Here is a 17520-nt window from a genome sequence, read left to right as displayed (position 1 = left end):
GCCGCCGACCCGGATGCTACGCGCCCGCGTCCGTCGCGGCCCGGCGCCCGATGCGCGGCACGACGATCCAGAACATGACGACGACCGCGAGCGAGACCCCGAGCGCGATGAAACCGGCCTCACGGGTGACGGCGACGTCGAAGATGAGGCTCACCACCCCGGCCGCGAGCAGCGACACCACCACCAGCAGCGCGATGAGCAACCGGTTCGCGGTGTGCACGAGCCGTGCCTTCTGGTGCCGGGCGAAGAGCTGCCGGTGCATGATCACGGGCGCCAGCCCCAGCACGGTGGCGAACCCGGCGAGCACGACGAGCACGAGGTACAGGCCGACCTCGTACCCGTCGAGGTCGGCGAACTTCGGCTGGAACGCGACCGCGAGCAGGAAGCCCGAGAGGATCTGCGAGCCGGTCTGCACGGCGCGGAGCTCCTGCAGGATGTCGTTCCAGTTGCGGTCGGCCTTCTCGGTGGGCGTCTCGGTGCGCCCGTCGCCCGGGATGTCGGCGTGCGTCATGGTCGGATGCTACGCGGCCGACGGGTGCGGCACGAGGCCTTGCGGACGCCCGCACGCGGATGCGCCTGGTCGGATGCTCCGGCTGCCGCGAACTGCAATGATGGTCGGCGAGACATCCGGGGGTGTGCGTGGGCTTCAGCGTCGCAGGCGTCGAGGGCATCGGCGAGATCAGGGCGGGCGACGACCTCGCCGGCATCATCGCGGCCGCAGCCGACCTCGAAGACGGCGACATCCTCGTCGTCACGTCGAAGATCGTGTCGAAGGCCGAGGGGCGCGTGATCGAGGCATCCGATCGCGAGGACGCGATCACCGCCGAGACGGTGCGCGTCGTCGCGACCCGCGAGTACGAGGGCGGTGTGACCCGCATCGTCGAGAACCGGCAGGGCATCGTGCAGGCCGCCGCCGGGGTCGACGCATCCAACGCCCCGGACGGCACGGTGCTGCTGCTGCCCGTCGACCCCGATGCATCCGCCCGCGAACTGGCGACCGGCCTGCGGGCGCTCACCGGTCTGCGGCTCGGGGTGATCCTCTCCGACACCGTCGGGCGCGCCTGGCGCGAGGGGCAGACCGATCTCGCGATCGGTGCGGCCGGCGTGCACGTCTTCGAGGATCTGCGCGGGTCGACGGATGCCTCGGGCAAGGCGCTCGCGGTCACCATGCCGTGCGTGGCCGACGAGATCGCCGGCGCGGCCGAACTCGTGAAGGGCAAGTCGGCGGGCATCCCGGTCGCGATCGTGCGCGGTCTCGGGCGGTACGTGGGCGACCTCGACCTGCCCGGCGCGCGCAGCATCGTGCGGCCCGCCGAACGCGACCTCTTCCGGCTCGGCGCCGACGAGGCGTACGACGAGGGCTACCGCGCCGGCTTCGACGAGGCGCAGGCCGAGGGCCCGCTGGTCGGCTGAGCCCGAGGAGCCCGAGGAGCCCGCTGAGCTCGCTGAGCCAGCTGAGCTCGCTGAGCCAGCTGAGCCAGCTGAGCTCGCTGAGCTCGCTGAGCTTGTCGAAGCGCGCCCCCTTCGACGGGCTTAGGGGGCTCAGGCCGCTCTCACGACCGTCCCGGGTGCAGGATTGACGCATGCCTGCGCACATCGGCTACGCCGCGATGCTCGAACGCTTCCCGCCCGCCGAGGCGGTCGAGCTCGCCGCGCTCGCCGAGCGGCACGGCTTCGCCGGCACGATGGCGAGCGATCACTTCCAACCGTGGCTGCCGGCGCAGGGCGAGTCATCCTTCGTCTGGAGCGTGCTCGCCGCGATCGCCGCCCGCACCACGGGCGACTTCGGCCCAGGCGTCACGACCCCCGGGTACCGGATGCACCCCGCCGTCGTTGCGCAGGCGTCGGCGACGCTCGCGGCGATGCATCCCGGCCGGCACTGGCTCGGCATCGGGTCGGGCGAGGCCCTCAACGAGCACGTGGTGGGGCAGTACTGGCCCGAAGCGCCCGAGCGCATCAACCGCATGTTCGAGGCGGTCGACCTGATCAAGCGCCTGTTCGCGGCGTCGATCGCGGGCCGCGACGTGCGGTTCGCCGGGCAGGACTTCAAGCTCGAGTCGACCCGGCTCTGGACGATGCCCGAGGTCGCGCCGCCCATCCTGGTCGCGGCGGGCGGCCCGGTGACGGCGAAGCGCGCGGGCCGCACGGTCGACGGACTCATCACCACGGGCGCGCCCGGCGACGACCGGCTCGCCGTGCTGCTCGCGAAGTTCGCCGAGGGGGCCCGCGAGGTCGGCCGCGACGCATCCCGGATGCCGAAGGTGCTGCAGCTGCACGTCTCGTGGGCGCCCACCGACGAGGAGGCGATCGCGAATGCGGTCGCGCAGTGGCCGATCGCGGGGCTGCGGATCCCGCGCGGCGACATCCGCTCGCCGTTCGACTTCGAGCACATCGCCCGCACCGTGCGCCCCGAGGACTTCGCCGGGCGCATGCTCATCGGCGCCGACCCCGACGTGCACCGCGCCGGCATCCAGCGCGCGCTCGACCTCGGGTTCGACCGGGTGTACGTGCACCAGGTCGGGCGCGACCATCGTGCGTTCCTCGAGGTGTACGGCCGCGAGGTGCTGCCGGGGCTGCGTCGATGAGCCCGGCCGACGACGGCGTGCCGGCCCCCGAGCCCGCGCCCGCCCCCGCCGCTGCGCCACGTGCGCGCCCTGCGCGCCAGCCGGAATGGCGCAGCGGGCGGCGAACTGGCGCGCAGCGCGGGCCCACGGATGCCTGGACCCTCGTCATCCCGGTGAAGTCGCCGTCGCGCGCGAAGACGCGCCTCGCCCCCGAGGCCGGCCCCGACGAGCGGGCCGCGCTCGCGCGCGCGTTCGCCGCCGACACCGTCGCGGTCGCGCTCGCGACCCCCGGCGTCGGGCGTGTGCTCGTGGTCGCCGACGACCCCGCGCTCGCCGGCGCCGCCGAGTTCGTCGCCGAGCCCGAGGTGCGCGGACTCGATCCCGCGATCGCCGACGGCATCGCGGCGGCGGCGGGTGCGCCCGGCGCCGGCGCTGCGCCACCTACGCGCGTGTCGCGCCAGTCCGAATGGCGCGCAGGGCGCTCAAGTGGCGCGCACCCCGCGGATGCCCCGCCCATCGGCGTGCTGCTCGGCGACCTGCCGGCCCTGCGCGCGGACGACCTCGCCTCGGCGCTCGAGGCCGCGGCGCGGCATCCGCTCGCCTTCGTCCGCGACGCCGACGGCACCGGCACCACCCTCGCGACCGCCCGAGGCGGCGTGCCGTTCGCCCCCCGGTTCGGGCCCGACTCGGCGGCCCGGCACGCCGCCGCCGGGTTCGTCGAGCTCGGAGCATCCGATATGTCGTCCTGGCCCACCCTGCGACGCGATGTCGACACCGCGGCCGCGCTCGTCGCGGCCGTCGCGCTCGGGGTCGGCCCGGCGACCGCGGCCGAGCTCGCCCGCCTCGCGGCGTCCCTCCCCTGGCTGCCCCGCTGAATCCCGCCCGCTCGCCCGACGGGCCGCCGTGGGAGGATCGAACACATGACCCTCACCCTCGGATACAAGGCCAGCGCCGAGCAGTTCAACCCGCGCGAGCTCGTCGAGATCGCGGTGCTCGCCGAGCAGCACGGCATGGAATCGGTGTGGACGAGCGACCACTTCCAGCCGTGGCGGCACGAGGGCGGGCATGCGCCGTTCTCGCTCACCTGGATGGCCGCGGTCGGCGAGCGCACGAGCACCGTGCGCATCGGCACGAGCGTCATGACGCCGACGTTCCGCTACAACCCGGCGGTGCTGGCGCAGGCGTTCGCATCGCTCGGATGCCTGTACCCGGGCCGCATCATCGCCGGCTTCGGCACCGGTGAGGCGCTGAACGAGATCGCGACCGGGTTCCGCGGTGCGGGCGAGCAGGACTGGCCCGAGTTCCGCGAGCGGTTCGCGCGGCTGCGCGAGGCGGTTCGCCTCATGCGCGCCCTCTGGACTGAGGAGGGCCAGGTCAGCTTCGAGGGCGAGTACTACTCGACGCACGGCGCGTCGATCTACGACCGGCCGGATGTCGCGGTGCCGGTGTACATCGCCGCCGGCGGGCCGACCGTGGCGAAGTACGCGGGTCGTGCGGGCGACGGGTTCATCTGCACGTCGGGCAAGGGCGCCGAGCTGTACGTCGACCAGCTCATCCCGGCGGTGAAGGAGGGTGCAGCCGCGGGCGGTCGCGACTTCGGCGCACTCGACCGCATGATCGAGATCAAGCTCTCGTACGAGGAGACCCTCGACGCCGCCCTCGAGAACACCCGCTTCTGGTCGCCGCTGTCGCTCTCGAAGGAGCAGAAGCACGACATCACCGACCCGGTCGAAATGGAGAAGGCCGCCGATGCGCTGCCGATCGAGCAGATCGCGAAGCGCTGGATCGTCGGCACCGACCCCGACGAGGTCGTCGAGCAGATCGGGCAGTACCTCGACTGGGGCTTCGATCACCTCGTGTTCCACGCGCCGGGGCACGACCAGCGACGGTTCCTCGAACTGTTCGAGCGCGACCTCGCGCCGCGGCTGCGGGCGCGCGCTGCGGGCGGGGCCGACCCGCGCTCCTGAGCCGGCCGCCGCTCAGTTCAGCCCGGGCGGGTTCACGCTCGGCGGCAGCTTGCAGTAGTCGTAGAAGTACCGCGTGGGGGCGTCCTCGTCGGTCGCGTCGACGATGACGTCGGCACCCGAGTTCGGCAGTTCGTCGCCCGAGAGCGTCCAGACGCGGAAGTGCCACAGCCCGTGCGCCGAGCCGTCGATGATGCCGCGGCCGTCGACGACGAGCACCGTGTCGGGGTCGTCGGCACCCGCGAGCGTGCCCGCACGGAACGGCTCGATGGTCTCGGCGCGCAGCGCCTGCTCGCCGGCGTCGCCGTTCGACACCCGCGTCGCGGGCTGGCCCTTCGCCCGCAGCCGGTCGGCGAGGTCGTCGGCCCAGCGCGCCGCCTGCTCGGGCGAGGCGCCGTCGACTGCGAGCAGACGCCGCCCGCGGGGCGAGTTGTGCAGGAACTCGTCGAGGATCGAATCGAGCTGGTCGCGTCGCGCGTCGGTCAGCCGTGCCGCATCGGTCGTGTCGCTCATGAGTTTCTCCTATGTCAAGTGTTAGGCCGCGAGTGGGTGGCTCGCGGGGGTTTGTGCGGGGTGCTGGTCGGTGTGGAGGGCATGGAAGACGATGCGGACGAGGCGTCGTTTCAGGCAGCGGAGGGCTTCGACGGTGGAGTCGCCCGTGTCGAGTCGTTTGCGGTAGTAGGCGCGGCCGAGGCTGTCGAGTCGGATCTGGGTGACGGCGATGCGGTGAAGGGCTGCGTTGAGTTGCCGGTTCCCGGTGCGACTCATCCGGACCCGCCCTTTGGTGTTCCCTGACCAGACCGGCAGGGGTGCGACGCCGGCGTTCATCGCGAAGCATGCTTCGGACCGGAAGCGGTCGACGTTCGCGGTCTCTCCGGCGATCTTCGCCGCCGTCAGAGCGCCGCAGCCGGGGATCGCGAGCAGGTGCGGGTAACGGTCCTCGACCAACGCAGTGATCCGCTTCTCGAGGTCGTCGATGCGGGAGCTGCCCGCGTCAATGTCCGCGAGGACATCGCGTGCCAGTTCAGCGACCAGTCCGTCGCGGCCGTCCAACCAGTCCGCGACGCGTCTCCGTTGCTTGCTGATCGCGAACCCTTTCACCGGAACATCGAACTCGGGATCCAGTTCATGCAGATGCCAGCGGAGTCGGTTGATCTGACGGGTTCGTTCGCCGACCAGGTCTTCCCGCCTGTCGACGAGCAGTTTCAGTTCACGGGTCGACTCGTCGTGCGACGCGACCGGGAGGTCGGGTTCGCGCAGCGCCGCGCGGGCCACGGCCATCGCATCGATCGGATCGGACTTGCCCCGTTCCCGGGACGATGCGCGGGACTGGGCCATCAGTTTCGGCGGCACCCGCACCACGTCCTGCCCCGCCGCGAGGAGGTCGCGCTCGAGTCGTGCTGACAGGTGGCGGCAGTCCTCGATACCCCACCGCAACTCGCCAGGGAACTCGCGTCTGGCCCACCGCATCGCCGTCTCGTGGCCACCGGTCGTGGCCTTCACGGTCTTCTCACCGAGCTTGCGGCCCACGTCGTCGACCGCGACGAACGTGTGCGTGGCCTTATGGACATCCGCACCGATGACGATCACCATGGGAATCGTCTCCTTCCAACATCCGAACGGGACAGGTTGGGCCGGTCGGCGGACAAACCTCAGTCGGGGGCGATGCCACGCTCCTATCAAGTCACGCCGGCCGGTCCATCACACCCGGCATCGGCAAAACGCATGCACGCCAACCCGAAAGCGGCAGTCACGCTACGAGCCAGACACCAGGTGATCAGGATCCAACCACCGCGAAGCGGCACTGTCACCCTGACACTGAGCACACGCTACGCCCGTGGACAGCCGCCGGCGCTCCTCGGCCGAGCGGCGTAGCGTGCGCGCATGGGTGAGGTGCTGCAGCTGCCGGTCGAGTTTTGCGAACCGTGGTTCACAACCGAGCCCCAGCTGCATAGCTGGGAGCCGTTGCCCCGGTCACTCCCGGTTGAGTGGCGGCCGGTACTCGGAGAGTAGGCGTCCATCGAGCGCCGCGGCGTCGGCGGCCGAGCCGCAGACCGTCCAGGCGAAGGTGCACTCGTCAGCCAAGCTCTGATCGCGGCCGCATGCAGGAGCGTCACCTTCGTGCGGTCCGCCCGCCCGTGACGCTCCTCGGGATCCCGTGTAGCAACTCGCAGACCTTCCTGCAGCTGGGCATGTGGGTCAAGCAGCCTCTGATCCAGATCAGCGTGGCGGCCAAGCAAATTCACCGCGACCGTGCCCATGCCTCGACTCGGGACAACGGCGGCGATGCCGGTCGCTGACCGCTCCTCCGCGAGGCGCTCACGTTCGCGCGGAGCGACGGGAGGGAACACGAGACCCCGATTGCCGTATGATCCGCCTGCGCTGTTGTCGCGATGACGGGGGCGCCAAGTGCTTCTGGCCCGAGCGTTTGTGAAAGACGGATAAGTGATTTCACCATCACCCAAGGCCCAGCTCACTCATGTCACCGCCGGCAGCCGCGGTTTCCTCACCTGCCACGGGAGTCAGCTAGACGCTTCGTGGCTCGCGATGTGAGAGAAGGCGACGCCTAGTATTAGCTCATCCGTGCGTATGAACGATAGAGGAGAGCCACATGCGTCGGTTCGGATACCTTGCCTACTCCGTATCGTCCTGTGTCGCCGTAGGCATCCTGCTCACGGGTTGCACTGCGCCGGCGCCGGCGCCGGTGCCGGCGCCTGATGTCACCCCGATCAGTGGGGAAGCGGCCGAAGAAATCATGGCCCAGGTACTGGATGATCAGTGGGCTGCGACAGGCCTGCCAACCGCAGATCGGCCAACCGTGACACGAGAACGGATTATTGACGCCAACGAGTGGGCGAGTGTAATAACCGGCTGCCTAAACGAGGCGGGGTTTTCGAGCGCCACGGCTGATGAAGACGGCGGCATCGCTTCCGGCAGCCTGCCGGCAGCCCAGCAATCCGCATATGCAATGGCGATGTACACGTGCAACGCTAAGTATCCAGTTTCAGCCGTCTACAACACACCGCTGGACGATAGCCAGCTGGAGTACATTTATTCGTACTTTGAGTCGACTCTGATTCCATGCCTCAACGAGCTGGGTTACGAGATCGAGGAACCACCCTCACGCACGTCATTCGTGACGAACTATGGCCCGAACGGGTGGTCCCCATACAAGAACTTGAGCCTCGGCTCGAAGAAACTCGCCGAAGCTCAAGAACGATGCCCCCAGGTTCCAGAGGGGCTATACGGTTAGACGTCGCAGTAGATCGACGCCCAGGTCGTGCTTGCACCAGCCACACTCGCGGACAGCACATAGCCGTTGAGACTGTTGTACACCCTGTTCTGTGCGTAGGTGTAGTTGTTCCAGGTTTTTGTCGAGTAGTAATCATTTGGGCGTTCGTGAGCGTGCGTCACCTGACCGGAGCCGTAACTCTCGGTATGGATATAGGGCGTGCCTGGATCACACGACTTGATACCGAACAACCATTCACCGGCAAACGCCGGAGCTGCCGACGCAACGACCGCAGCAAGCGCCAACCCGACTGAACTCGCGCCGATGATGCCCAACCGCTTGGTTGAGTTCTTCCGCATCTGTTTCCTCTCTGAAGTAGACCAGTTGACCTCACATTAGCCATCAGCTGATTCGTCGGGGAAGAGCGGATTTCGGTGGCCTGACAGTATCTGGGCTCAGGATCCCTCACGGAACTCGCAGCTCGCGTATCGGTTCACGCCGGGCAGCTGCCATCGCGGGTAATAGGCTCGCAGTTACCCCCACTGCCACGGCGAGCACGACTAGCCCCGCAACGTAAGCGAGTCCAGGAACCGGGTCGCCCGCACCTGCCAACACAGACAGCGCCGTAATACTGCCAAGAACAGCGCCTGTGAAAGCGACAAGCCCACTTTGAACCACAAGCAAGGCAACAATGAATCGCTGGCTGGCACCGAGCGCACGCCTACGGCCAAAGTCCTTGCGTCGCAACATCACAAGGCCATATAGGGTTACCGCGGCTAGGGCACCGGTCAGCAACAGGATCCCGATCGTCAACGTTCGACCGAACGCGCCCAACTGCCCCTCGATCAGGCCGCGAAGGGTCGCGAGCGCTTCACTGGTCTGCACTGTCACCTTGGTAGGATCATCAACCGCAAGCACTCCGGTGACGGCGGTCGCCAAGGGCGCGACTAGATCCGGACGCTCGGCGACGACTACCAGCACCGCGACCGCCCCTGAGGAAGTCGGCGGCTGCGGCGCGAATACAGCTGGTTCGAGAAATGAAAGATGCGTGGGAAGCTCTAGGCGCCCGCCAACTGCATAACCAACACCATCAGCGTCTGCGATCGCGCCGACCGGATGGGACATCCCGAGCTGATCGAGCGCAGTCTGCGACCCCCACGCAATCTCACCCCCACCTGGAACGGATGCGGGCATTCCAGCGGCCGACCAGCTATCAGCCCATACCAACCGGAGAGGAACGGGGGCCCCGCCCGGGAACGCCTCGTTGCGCATGTCATCGGTGGCACTGAAAGCGCCGACCCATTCAACGCCGCCGAGTCCACGTATTCGATCGAGCACGCTGGAATCCAAACCGGCTTCAGGTTTGGCTCGAATCACGATTGATCGTGTGCCAGCGGAATCGATCGAGCCGATAACTGCTTGCTCTGCTCCGACCGTACGACCCGATGTCAATATCACCGCACTGCACATCCCAGCAATCATCACGAGCGTGATCAACGAGGCGACAGGAGCCGTCAGCGCGGAAACTATCGCCTCGCGCATCACCACTTGCACGGATCTCACAGCTCAATCCTCCGGTGACAACGCTCGACAAGGGTTGGATCGTGGGTCACAACCACAACTGCAGCGCCACGGCCGGCTTGCTCGTGCAGGGCCTGAACAACAACGTCCGACGATGCCGGATCGAGATTTCCGGTTGGCTCGTCAGCAAGCAGCACGCCGGGGTTACCGATCAGCGCTCGACACAGAGCGATACGCTGCGCCTGCCCACCCGACACCTGACCCGGCTTCGCGTCTCGACGAAGCGCGACTCCTAGCTGCTCCATCAGCGCATCTGCTCGGCGCACGAAATCGTCCCGGCGCCCGCCCCGATAGAGGGTGGTCTCGAGGATGTTGTCCAGAACGGTGCGCGAAGGGTCGAGCGCTGCATCCTGGAACACGAAACCATACCGGCCAGCTCGCGCGGCCGCGCGCTCGCGGTCACTTCGATCGTGCAAGGCTCGCCCATCCAGGAGGATCTCGCCGTTGCTCGGTTTTAGCATCAGTCCGAGCAGGTACAGCAAAGTCGATTTGCCTCTACCGGATGGGCCGGTAACTGCGACCACTTCTCCCGAGTGGAACTCGGCAGACCAGTTCTCCAGCAGCGGCGTCGCGGGGTCGTATCGGAAGCTGAGCTCGCGAGCCGCAAGAGCAACCTTCACCTGGATGCTTCCGGCTCAGCTGGGATGCGCACTTTGGTGCCGGCTTCGACTCCCTCAATGACGGACATCCCACGTGCGGACGCGACCACCGTGACTGGGTATTCAGCACCATCGACCCCGATGACCGAAACCGTCCCATTCGGTGAGCTCCGGAGCGCAGCGGACGGGACGACCAAGCCAGGCACTGTCGGTTGGGTGATGACGCGTGACGGGAGTATCGACTCACCCTCGACAGGCACGAGAGCGCACTCGGTGCCACAGATCGCCCCTCCGTCAGTCGCCGTGAGTGTGATCTGTACTTGGTCGACAGCATCCGACGGTTCCTGACCCGCGGCCACCGCATGCCAGACCGCTTCCTGGACGGTGATCTCGACCTCAGTCCCAGGCGGGATCTTCGCAGCCTGCTGCGCCGTGACCGGAACTTTGAAACTCGGTTCGCCTGATAGCACCGATACCACTGTCTCGCCGCCTACCAGCGTCGCACCTCGGAAGACTTTCTCGCCATTCAGACTCACTCGCGCCGGGAGGTTCGGCACGAAAACGATGTCTGCAGCACGGACGACGCCGTCGTCCTCGACATCAAGTGAGTCCTGCCATTCCATCACTGCAGCTGCGGTTGCGGTCCCGAACTCGCCGTCCTGCGCTCCGTCATAGAAGCCAAGCGCGGCAAGGAACTCCTGCACTTGCAGCACGTCCGCACCTTCTGCCCCCACTGTAAGGTCACGGAAGGCCGGTGTTTCACCCTGTGCCACGACAATTGGGCGCAAGCCGACCTCATACAAGGCCTGACCTGCTGCTACCTCGTCCCCGGGCTGGGCCCGCACCGCAGTTACGACGCCTACGGCCTGATTCGTGCCAGCGGGCTGCTGCGTCCACTCCGCGACCGTGTTCAACGAGATAGAGGAACCGACTTCCCCTTCGAGCACCGTCACATCGGTGAACGCGGCCTCAACGATGGCCTCACCTGGCGGCGCGAATACGACAAAGGCCGCCCACCCCACTAGCGCGGCGCCGCCAAGCAACGCTACGGTGCCCGCTCCGATAGCCAACAGCCGCCAACGCCGATGCGGTTGATGCACTGGGATTTCGTTGACTCGGTCTCGCATTCGTTACTTTTCTTCCCCGGTACGAAGAGCTCGCTGTCGTTGTGCCTCAGGCTAGTCGATGCGGTTGTCCCCAGTCGGTACGGCAGCGACGACGCAGTTGTCCTGTCCCTCGCCCAGGAGGCGAGAGCTGCGGACTGCTGACGAACCTAGCTACACCCGACACCGACGTACATTGAACCCGCCCCTCCCAGAGGAAGAGCGACTCGCGAATGCACGTGCGAGCCGCCAGGCCTGGTGGGACGCCCACCCCAACTACAAGGCTGAGTGGTACGCGGCAAACGCCAACCGTATTCGCGAGCGCAACCGCGACTACATGCGCGAGTACACCGCCCGCAGGAGCGCCGAGAAGCAGCAGCGCAAGCGCGAGTCTGAGCGTGTGGGGGAGTGGGCGAAGAAGAACCCCGAAAAGGTCAGGGCGACACGGGAGCGGTACAAGGAGCGAAATCCGGAGGGGGTTCGCGCGCAGAAGCGCGACTATTACCATCGCAACAAAGAGGCGATCAAGGCTCGACGCGACGCTCGACAAGGCCAGGATCCCGAGAAGCTGCGCGAGGCACGCCGCACGTATGCTGCGAGCCGCGCAATCAACCCCGATTCGGGGTGGAGAGCGAATGAAGAGTGGGCCGCCCCCTTCATTCGGTCCGGACGCTCTGTGAGTCGTCGGTTTCGATTTGATGGGTGCACTGCCGAGCGTACTCGGCGGGCGGTAGGTAGCCGAGCGAGGAGTGCCGGCGGTGATGGTTGTACTCGTCCTTCCAGTCGCCGATCACGACCTGCGCGTGCAGCAGCGAGTAGAAGCTGTTGATGTTCAGGCACTCGTCGCGGAGCCGGCTATTGAACGACTCGACGTACCCGTTGCGCCACGGCGAGCCCGGCGGGATGTAGCTCAGCCCGGTGCGGGTGCCGGCCCAGTCGGCCATCGCGTCGCTGATGAACTCCGGTCCGTTGTCGGATCTGAGCACGGCCGGGGCGCCGCGGACGGCGACGAGGTCCTCGAGGTGAGCGGTGAGCCGTTCGGCCGTGATCGACCGCTCGGTGAGCCCACCTATGCACTCCCGGGTGTGCTCATCGACGATCGAGCAGATCTTGATCGGACGGCCCTGCTCGTCGGCATCGAACTGGAAATCGACCGCCCACACCACGTTCGGCGCATCCGCGGCAGGTGCCTCGACGGTCGAGGACCCGACGCGTTTGCGTCGACGCCGTTGCGGGACGCGCAGACCCTCGACACGCCAGAGGCGTTGGATCTTCTTGTGGTTCACGACCCAGCCCTCGGCGCGGGCGTCGTGATACGCCCGCCGGTACCCGCAACGCGGGTGCTTCTTCGCCCAGGCGCGCAGCCAGTCCCGTAGCGCACGGTCCGGGTCCGCGACCGTGTCGCCCTTGAGCGGGCGCCGGTATGCGGAGCGAGAGAGCCCGGCCAGGCGGCACGCCATCCGTTCGCTCACCCGCAGTGTCCTGATCAGGTGAGCGACGGCGGCGCGGCGCCTGCCCGGGCTTAGAAGTTTCCCTCAGCCAGCTCCTTGAGCGCGGCCTTCTCCAGCTCCGCCTCCGCGAGCAGCCGCTTCAGCGTCGCGTTCTGCTTCTCAAGCTCCTTCAGACGCTTCGCGTCGTCGGCCTTCAGCCCGCCGTACTGGTTACGCCACCGGTAGTACGTCTGCTCGGAGATCCCGAGCTCCCGGCACACCGCCGCGACATCCGCGCCGTCAGCGAGCATCCGGTCGGCCTGACCGAGCTTGCGAACGACCTGCTCCGGGGTATGACGCTTCCTGCTGTTCGACATGATCTGACCAGTCTCCCTGCCCGCAACCACGGGCAACAGGACGACTCTCAGAACCACCGGACCTACGAAAAGGGGTCAGCCCAAGAGCAACGGGACCGGTATAGGGCGCAATCTCGCGAGAAGCGGCAGCTCGAGCGACGCCTTGCCGCGGCAGGCCTGCCCGCGCGTAGGCTTCATCCAACGCTCGCGGCGGAGCGGCGCTTCAACGCTACAACCGCGGATGCCTTCTTCAACCGTGCACGCAGTCGAGCTGAGGTCCGGCGCCTAAGCCACGGAGATGTCGCACCGAACCTGATCGAGGGATGGGCACAATACTCAACCTTGATCCGCCAACGTAATGACTTCCTCCGAGATGTCCGGGCTTACCTCGCTACTCACGGTGATCGAATCCGCGATGAGGCGGAACTCGATTCGAGGGCGAGGCAAATGCGCGGTAAGCCACCTCTCGATATCGATGCGGCAACCCATTCGCGTGCGATAGAGGCCGTTCGGATTGCGCACGGGGTCTCGCCCCCGTCCTCGCACGCAGCACTTCATCAGCGGCTGCAACCTTGCGTCGAGTTGCCAGCCCCGATTCGCTCTCCTCCGAGCGGGAGCGCTAGCGCGTTACGAACCGATCAGACCGGCAACACCCCTTTCGCGACTGCGTTGCGGTTCCATTCGACGAGCCGAGCGCGCAGCGACGTGTTCGAGGCGCGCGCGGTCGCGCCGCCGGTCGTGTGGGTGATGCCATGAATGGTGATCATCACGGGAGGCCCGTTGAACGCGAGCAGCTTGTCACTGAGAGCTCGAGCAGTCGTGCTATGGAGGTAGTGCCGCGCTTCCCCGATTGTGATGAGTATGCACTCGTTGGCATCCTCGGCCGTGAGAGCAACATTTATGTCGGCGTCCGAGAGACTGTGCTCGCTCCCAGCCAACCGTGGAGCGGCTGCAACCTGGACATGGCCGTTGGGCCAGTCGATCGGCTCGACTGGCTCGTGCGTTTCAATCGCGGTCACCCGATCTCATTTCTACGAAATTAGTCGCTTGGTCTCTACGCTCAGCAAGCCCGTCAAGGCTTCCACCCGCTCATCAGTAGCGTTCCAGGTGGTGTTCTCTTAGTTCAAACGGTCTGGCCGATTGCATATCGCCTACTCGCGTTCATCCGACGACGTCGATGTGCAGGGGAGCGCAGAAGTCACTGAGCCAGGCCAGGTCAGCGGGCAGGTCGAACGCGCGCCCGTAGGAGGCGTCGATCGCGAGCGCGTCGGCTGGGACGCGATCGCCGAAGAGCATGACCGCCTTGTCGGAGTTGCAGCGCCGGCTCATCCAGGAGGTGCCGTGAGCACGCCGGCCCTGACGCTCGAACTCGTGCGCGGCCTCAGCCCACTGCACGGTGCGGTCGTAGTGGATGCTCTCGGTGTCGGTGAGCTGGCGGGGCTCGATGCCGAGTTGGCGCAGCCCGAGTCCGTGGAAGGAGACGAGGCGCAAGTCCGTCGTGGTCTTAAGGCGGCTGACGACCCTGCCCTGGTAATCGCGGGGGCGGACCTGACCGCCGGCGGCCGGCACGTCGTGCAGGATGCTCTCGCTGATCGCCGCTTCCTCGGTAGTCGCGGCGTACAACACCGGCACGGGCGGTCGTAGGAAGAACGCGAACCGGGTCCGCCCACCGGCGCCTGGGTTGAACTCGTTCCCGAGGCGTGTGTTCCCGTGCACCCGATACAGCAACGTGCCCGCCCGGAGTAGCTCGACGGCCGGGGTGAACGGCTCCGGCGGGTCCGGTACGAGCGGCGGGTCCGGGAGCTCGTGCGGCCCGGCTACCACTCGACCGTCGCCGTCTCACGGGCGCGCCGGATGAGGTCAGCCTCATCGAGATGGTCGACCGGCCGGTCACCATCGAACGCCCCGGACGGTGCGCACAACCAGAGCACCACTTCCTCACTCGGCCAGCCGATTTCCTCCGCCAGCGCCACCAGCTCCGGGATGATCGAGCGGACCTGACCGTCCCGGGTGAACTGGAACCCGGGATACCGGAAGGAGTTCAACCGACGCACCGCCAGGAGCTGCCCCCGCTTGCGATACGTCTTCGCGAGATCCCGGTTCGCATTGCGTGATCCGAGCCGCGCGGCGACCTCGGTGCTCGTCAGCAGCCCGAACTCATCCTCGATCCGCTTCCACGCATTCTCGGTCGCCTGCGCGATCCGAGCAAGCCCCGCCGGCACGGCGGGCAGCCTCTGCATCGCTGGAGCCAGCGCAGCCATACTTAGCCGGGCTCGCACCACCTGCGCGACGACCTGCTCCAGCACCTCCGCATCGTTCACCACATGCGCCTCCGCCAACGCCTCACGCAAAGGCCCTCGCACGCGCTCGATGTCCCGCTGAGTCGCAGCGATACTCATCGCACACCTCTTTCTTACATGATTATCCTAGCGTAAGTAATGGGGTTCTGGCTCGAGGATGCGCCCCCTCAGCGATCCTGTTCGTCGCCGGCCCTCTCTTAGGAGAGGCCCAGGAGCCCTATGCTTCCGGCGTGCGAGGCATGAGAGCGAACTGGTTGGAGTCCGTTGCTCTCGGAACCGTGGTGGAGCGGTGTACAAGGCATCCTCGCGATCATCGGGATCAGAAAAATACTCATCCGGTAAGCCGATAATGTTGATTATGTCCGATAGAACATCTCCTAAGGTCAACCCCGAGCTTCGTTAAAGCTGTTGATCAGGCATTTCATCGACCAACTCTGCGCAGATCCCGCAGACGAGCTAGAAGCCGCCACCCCCTGGCGACACCTGTGCCGCGCCCAGCATCCGCTGCATATGCGCGCCCCATCGCCTCCGCATGCGACGCGTCTCCCTGAGCCCCGTGGTGATGCTCAGTTAGTGAACGATTCCGTCGCTCGCGAACGACGAGGAGCGCCGTCACGACGACTCCGAGCACAACAACCACGACCGCCGCGACAATTACCCACTCCATGTCATCCTCCGCATCGGTTGGGCACACGCTCCATCAGGGGCCGCCATGCCGCCGAGATGGCGAGGAATCGCTTCGGAGCCACCTCGATCGAGACTCGAAGAAGTGCGTCTCTGCGTCCACTGACGGACGCCCGCAAGCGGATGGCCTTCGGGAACAACCGCCGCTGCTACGATCCGGTCATGAGTGGATGCACAGCCCCGCGCCAAGGCCATCGGACATCCAGCGGAGCTGCAGCGTGTCCTGTACACGGGGGCCGGTACTCGTCCAGGGCATATTACACGCCGCCGACGACCTACACCCCGCGCCCGACCTACACGCAAGAGAGCGTGAGTGGCTCAAGAAGCGGAGGCGGTGGGGGACGTCGCACCGCTCGTCCTAGTTGGTCGCCGAGCACCTCGACGGTCTCATACACGCCGCAGGAGGTGCGCAACCTCGAGCCAGTACGCAAAGCGGCCGAGTCCCGAACGCAGGCGAACGACGTGTTCCTCTGCCACGCCTGGCCCGACCGTCAGACCGATGCGAAGAATCTCTACGACCTACTAGTCGATGAGGACGTGTCGGTGTGGTTCAGTGAGGTGAGCCTCACACTCGGTACTGACATGCGAGGAGCCATCGACAAGGGGCTCGTGAGTTCGCGCATCGGAATCGTGCTAGTGACGCCTGCCATGCTCGATCGCCTACGCACCGACCGGAGCGTCGCAGGTAGCGAGCTCAGCGCTCTGCTGCGCCGAAATCTCCTTGTGCCGGTTCTGCATGACGTGACGTTCGAAGAGCTTGACCAGGTCAGCCCCTTGCTCGCATCGCGTGGTGGGCTGAGCACGTCCGAGGACTCCATGGCTGACATCGCCGCGAAGATCGCCGAGTTAGTTGCGACGCTCGACGGCGAAGAAGCCGACGAACTCAGCACGAAGGCTGGCTAAGCCTCACTGAAAGCATCGCGCCCAGGCGCAGACCCGAGCCTCCACTGATGCGCGTCACTGCGTCATTGAGACCGGCACCGACGCATAATTGTCTGGAGCCTCACGTCTCGTGGTCTGCTTCGTCTGCGGCCCACAGCACGTCTTCTCCGGTGACCTCGCGTACACACCGGCCGAGCTCGTCCTTGAACTCTGCGCGCTCCTGGTTCGATATCTCGTCGTCCCGGAGCGCGGCAACAAGGTCAGGCACATCCGGGTGAGCCGCGAACGCTGCCCACCGCTCTGCTGCCTCATCGATACGTGCTGGTAGGTACTGCCGGAACTGCTTCACCATCGCCGGCACGGCCTCGTCGTGCGGCACAAGCCGGTACTCGAATTCGCGGTTAATCTCCTCCAGTTTGCGAGCGTTATCCGCGTCGTTGAGGATCAGCGGACGGATGTACTGATTCCGTGTGGTGATCAAGTGGAACCCGATCTGCCTGGCCATCGATCCGAGCGGGTCTTGCGCCCACCGGCACACAAATACTGGAACCATCCACCGATCAGGATGATCGAGCTGCAACGTGACGGCCTTGTCCAGGAGCTGATAGAGCTCCTGTGTTCGTGGGTATATCCACTGACGCAGATTCTTCGCCTCGATCGGAACGAGCGTGGCCCGCGACGGTGCCCCCGCCGCATCAACCCCAAAATGCCAGGCACCGTTGTCCAGCGGCCCGCCCGGCACCCTTGCTCCAAGCACTACCCGGACTTCGCCACCCGCCGGATTCAGCAACCGGTACCCGTGCGGGGCCGCCTCCGTGAGCGAAG

At 66.6% G+C, this 17520-nt stretch carries 18 protein-coding genes; 6 read left to right on the top strand and 12 right to left on the bottom strand.

What is annotated here, in order from left to right:
- Positions 1-16: 16 nt before the first annotated feature.
- Positions 17-511, bottom strand: coding sequence for a DUF6328 family protein (locus MTO99_RS13445; RefSeq protein ID WP_243554148.1), 495 nt, complete (start codon positions 509-511; stop codon positions 17-19).
- Between the two features lie 128 nt (positions 512-639).
- Between MTO99_RS13445 and MTO99_RS13440 the strand changes: the two genes are divergently transcribed.
- From MTO99_RS13440 to fgd, 4 genes are all read left to right on the top strand, one after another.
- A complete protein-coding gene (locus tag MTO99_RS13440) occupies positions 640-1413 on the top strand; it encodes a coenzyme F420-0:L-glutamate ligase (protein WP_243554147.1) in 774 nt (257 codons plus the stop codon).
- A gap of 170 nt (positions 1414-1583) precedes the next feature.
- The gene (locus MTO99_RS13435) at positions 1584-2585 is read left to right on the top strand and encodes a TIGR03557 family F420-dependent LLM class oxidoreductase (RefSeq protein WP_243554146.1); all 1002 of its coding nucleotides are present in this window, start codon (positions 1584-1586) and stop codon (positions 2583-2585) included.
- Positions 2582-3439 (top strand): CofC family guanylyltransferase, encoded by an 858-nt coding sequence (locus MTO99_RS13430; protein WP_243554145.1) that lies wholly within the window; start codon positions 2582-2584, stop codon positions 3437-3439. The genes MTO99_RS13435 and MTO99_RS13430 overlap by 4 nt, the downstream gene beginning before the upstream one ends.
- A gap of 45 nt (positions 3440-3484) precedes the next feature.
- Entirely contained in the window at positions 3485-4531 is a 1047-nt protein-coding gene (fgd, locus tag MTO99_RS13425; RefSeq protein WP_243554144.1) for a glucose-6-phosphate dehydrogenase (coenzyme-F420), read from the top strand.
- A 12-nt stretch (positions 4532-4543) separates the two neighbouring features.
- Here fgd and MTO99_RS13420 read toward each other — a convergent pair whose 3' ends face one another.
- A complete protein-coding gene (locus MTO99_RS13420) occupies positions 4544-5041 on the bottom strand; it encodes a hypothetical protein (RefSeq protein ID WP_243554143.1) in 498 nt (165 codons plus the stop codon).
- Between the two features lie 21 nt (positions 5042-5062).
- Complete coding sequence (locus MTO99_RS13415) at positions 5063-6121, bottom strand: IS110 family RNA-guided transposase (RefSeq protein WP_243554124.1); 1059 nt, start codon at positions 6119-6121, stop codon at positions 5063-5065.
- Between the two features lie 1018 nt (positions 6122-7139).
- Here MTO99_RS13415 and MTO99_RS13410 point away from each other — a divergent pair.
- Positions 7140-7781: a hypothetical protein gene (locus MTO99_RS13410; RefSeq protein WP_243554142.1), complete on the top strand. Its 642-nt coding sequence runs from the start codon at positions 7140-7142 to the stop codon at positions 7779-7781.
- Here the strand turns inward: MTO99_RS13410 and MTO99_RS13405 are convergent.
- From MTO99_RS13405 to MTO99_RS13370, 8 genes are all read right to left on the bottom strand, one after another.
- Positions 7778-8119: a hypothetical protein gene (locus MTO99_RS13405; protein WP_243554141.1), complete on the bottom strand. Its 342-nt coding sequence runs from the start codon at positions 8117-8119 to the stop codon at positions 7778-7780. The genes MTO99_RS13410 and MTO99_RS13405 overlap by 4 nt on opposite strands.
- 106 nt (positions 8120-8225) lie before the next feature.
- The gene (locus MTO99_RS13400) at positions 8226-9323 is read right to left on the bottom strand and encodes an ABC transporter permease (protein WP_243554140.1); all 1098 of its coding nucleotides are present in this window, start codon (positions 9321-9323) and stop codon (positions 8226-8228) included.
- A complete protein-coding gene (locus MTO99_RS13395) occupies positions 9320-9961 on the bottom strand; it encodes an ABC transporter ATP-binding protein (protein ID WP_243554139.1) in 642 nt (213 codons plus the stop codon). The genes MTO99_RS13400 and MTO99_RS13395 overlap by 4 nt, the downstream gene beginning before the upstream one ends.
- Positions 9958-11010, bottom strand: coding sequence for a peptidoglycan-binding domain-containing protein (locus MTO99_RS13390; protein ID WP_243554138.1), 1053 nt, complete (start codon positions 11008-11010; stop codon positions 9958-9960). The genes MTO99_RS13395 and MTO99_RS13390 overlap by 4 nt, the downstream gene beginning before the upstream one ends.
- Before the next feature lie 689 nt (positions 11011-11699).
- Positions 11700-12850 (bottom strand): IS3 family transposase gene (locus tag MTO99_RS13385; protein ID WP_243554133.1). Its coding sequence is split into 2 segments (ribosomal slippage): positions 11700-12580 and positions 12580-12850, totalling 1152 coding nucleotides; the frame shifts between segments, so codons are not numbered across the junction.
- A gap of 617 nt (positions 12851-13467) precedes the next feature.
- Positions 13468-13848, bottom strand: a complete 381-nt coding sequence (locus tag MTO99_RS13380; RefSeq protein WP_243554137.1) for a hypothetical protein — start codon at positions 13846-13848, stop codon at positions 13468-13470.
- A 142-nt stretch (positions 13849-13990) separates the two neighbouring features.
- Positions 13991-14545, bottom strand: a complete 555-nt coding sequence (locus tag MTO99_RS13375) for an RES family NAD+ phosphorylase (protein WP_243559098.1) — start codon at positions 14543-14545, stop codon at positions 13991-13993.
- 101 nt (positions 14546-14646) lie between these two features.
- A complete protein-coding gene (locus tag MTO99_RS13370) occupies positions 14647-15228 on the bottom strand; it encodes a hypothetical protein (protein ID WP_243554136.1) in 582 nt (193 codons plus the stop codon).
- A 990-nt stretch (positions 15229-16218) separates the two neighbouring features.
- Between MTO99_RS13370 and MTO99_RS13365 the strand changes: the two genes are divergently transcribed.
- Positions 16219-16716 carry a toll/interleukin-1 receptor domain-containing protein gene (locus MTO99_RS13365; protein WP_243554135.1) on the top strand — a complete coding sequence of 166 codons (498 nt, stop codon included), beginning with the start codon at positions 16219-16221 and terminating at the stop codon, positions 16714-16716.
- 100 nt (positions 16717-16816) lie between these two features.
- Here MTO99_RS13365 and MTO99_RS13360 read toward each other — a convergent pair whose 3' ends face one another.
- The gene (locus tag MTO99_RS13360; RefSeq protein ID WP_243554134.1) at positions 16817-17485 is read right to left on the bottom strand and encodes a hypothetical protein; all 669 of its coding nucleotides are present in this window, start codon (positions 17483-17485) and stop codon (positions 16817-16819) included.
- Between the last annotated feature and the right edge of the window lie 35 nt (positions 17486-17520).

This window comes from Agromyces larvae (assembly GCF_022811705.1).
Classification (GTDB): Bacteria; Actinomycetota; Actinomycetes; order Actinomycetales; family Microbacteriaceae; genus Agromyces; species Agromyces larvae.
Note: the sequence above shows the minus strand (reverse complement) of the source record. Positions and strands in the feature narration are given on the sequence as shown.

Excerpts from the sequence above, each read along its gene's own strand:
- MTO99_RS13430 (WP_243554145.1), top strand. The coding sequence starts at position 2,582 with ATGAGCCCGGCCGACGACGGCGTGCCGGCCCCCGAGCCCGCGCCCGCC.
- fgd (WP_243554144.1), top strand. The coding sequence starts at position 3,485 with ATGACCCTCACCCTCGGATACAAGGCCAGCGCCGAGCAGTTCAACCCG.
- MTO99_RS13445 (WP_243554148.1), bottom strand. The coding sequence starts at position 511 with ATGACGCACGCCGACATCCCGGGCGACGGGCGCACCGAGACGCCCACC.
- MTO99_RS13410 (WP_243554142.1), top strand. The coding sequence starts at position 7,140 with ATGCGTCGGTTCGGATACCTTGCCTACTCCGTATCGTCCTGTGTCGCC.
- MTO99_RS13405 (WP_243554141.1), bottom strand. The coding sequence starts at position 8,119 with ATGCGGAAGAACTCAACCAAGCGGTTGGGCATCATCGGCGCGAGTTCA.
- MTO99_RS13420 (WP_243554143.1), bottom strand. The coding sequence starts at position 5,041 with ATGAGCGACACGACCGATGCGGCACGGCTGACCGACGCGCGACGCGAC.
- MTO99_RS13435 (WP_243554146.1), top strand. The coding sequence starts at position 1,584 with ATGCCTGCGCACATCGGCTACGCCGCGATGCTCGAACGCTTCCCGCCC.
- MTO99_RS13370 (WP_243554136.1), bottom strand. The coding sequence starts at position 15,228 with ATGAGTATCGCTGCGACTCAGCGGGACATCGAGCGCGTGCGAGGGCCT.
- MTO99_RS13415 (WP_243554124.1), bottom strand. The coding sequence starts at position 6,121 with ATGGTGATCGTCATCGGTGCGGATGTCCATAAGGCCACGCACACGTTC.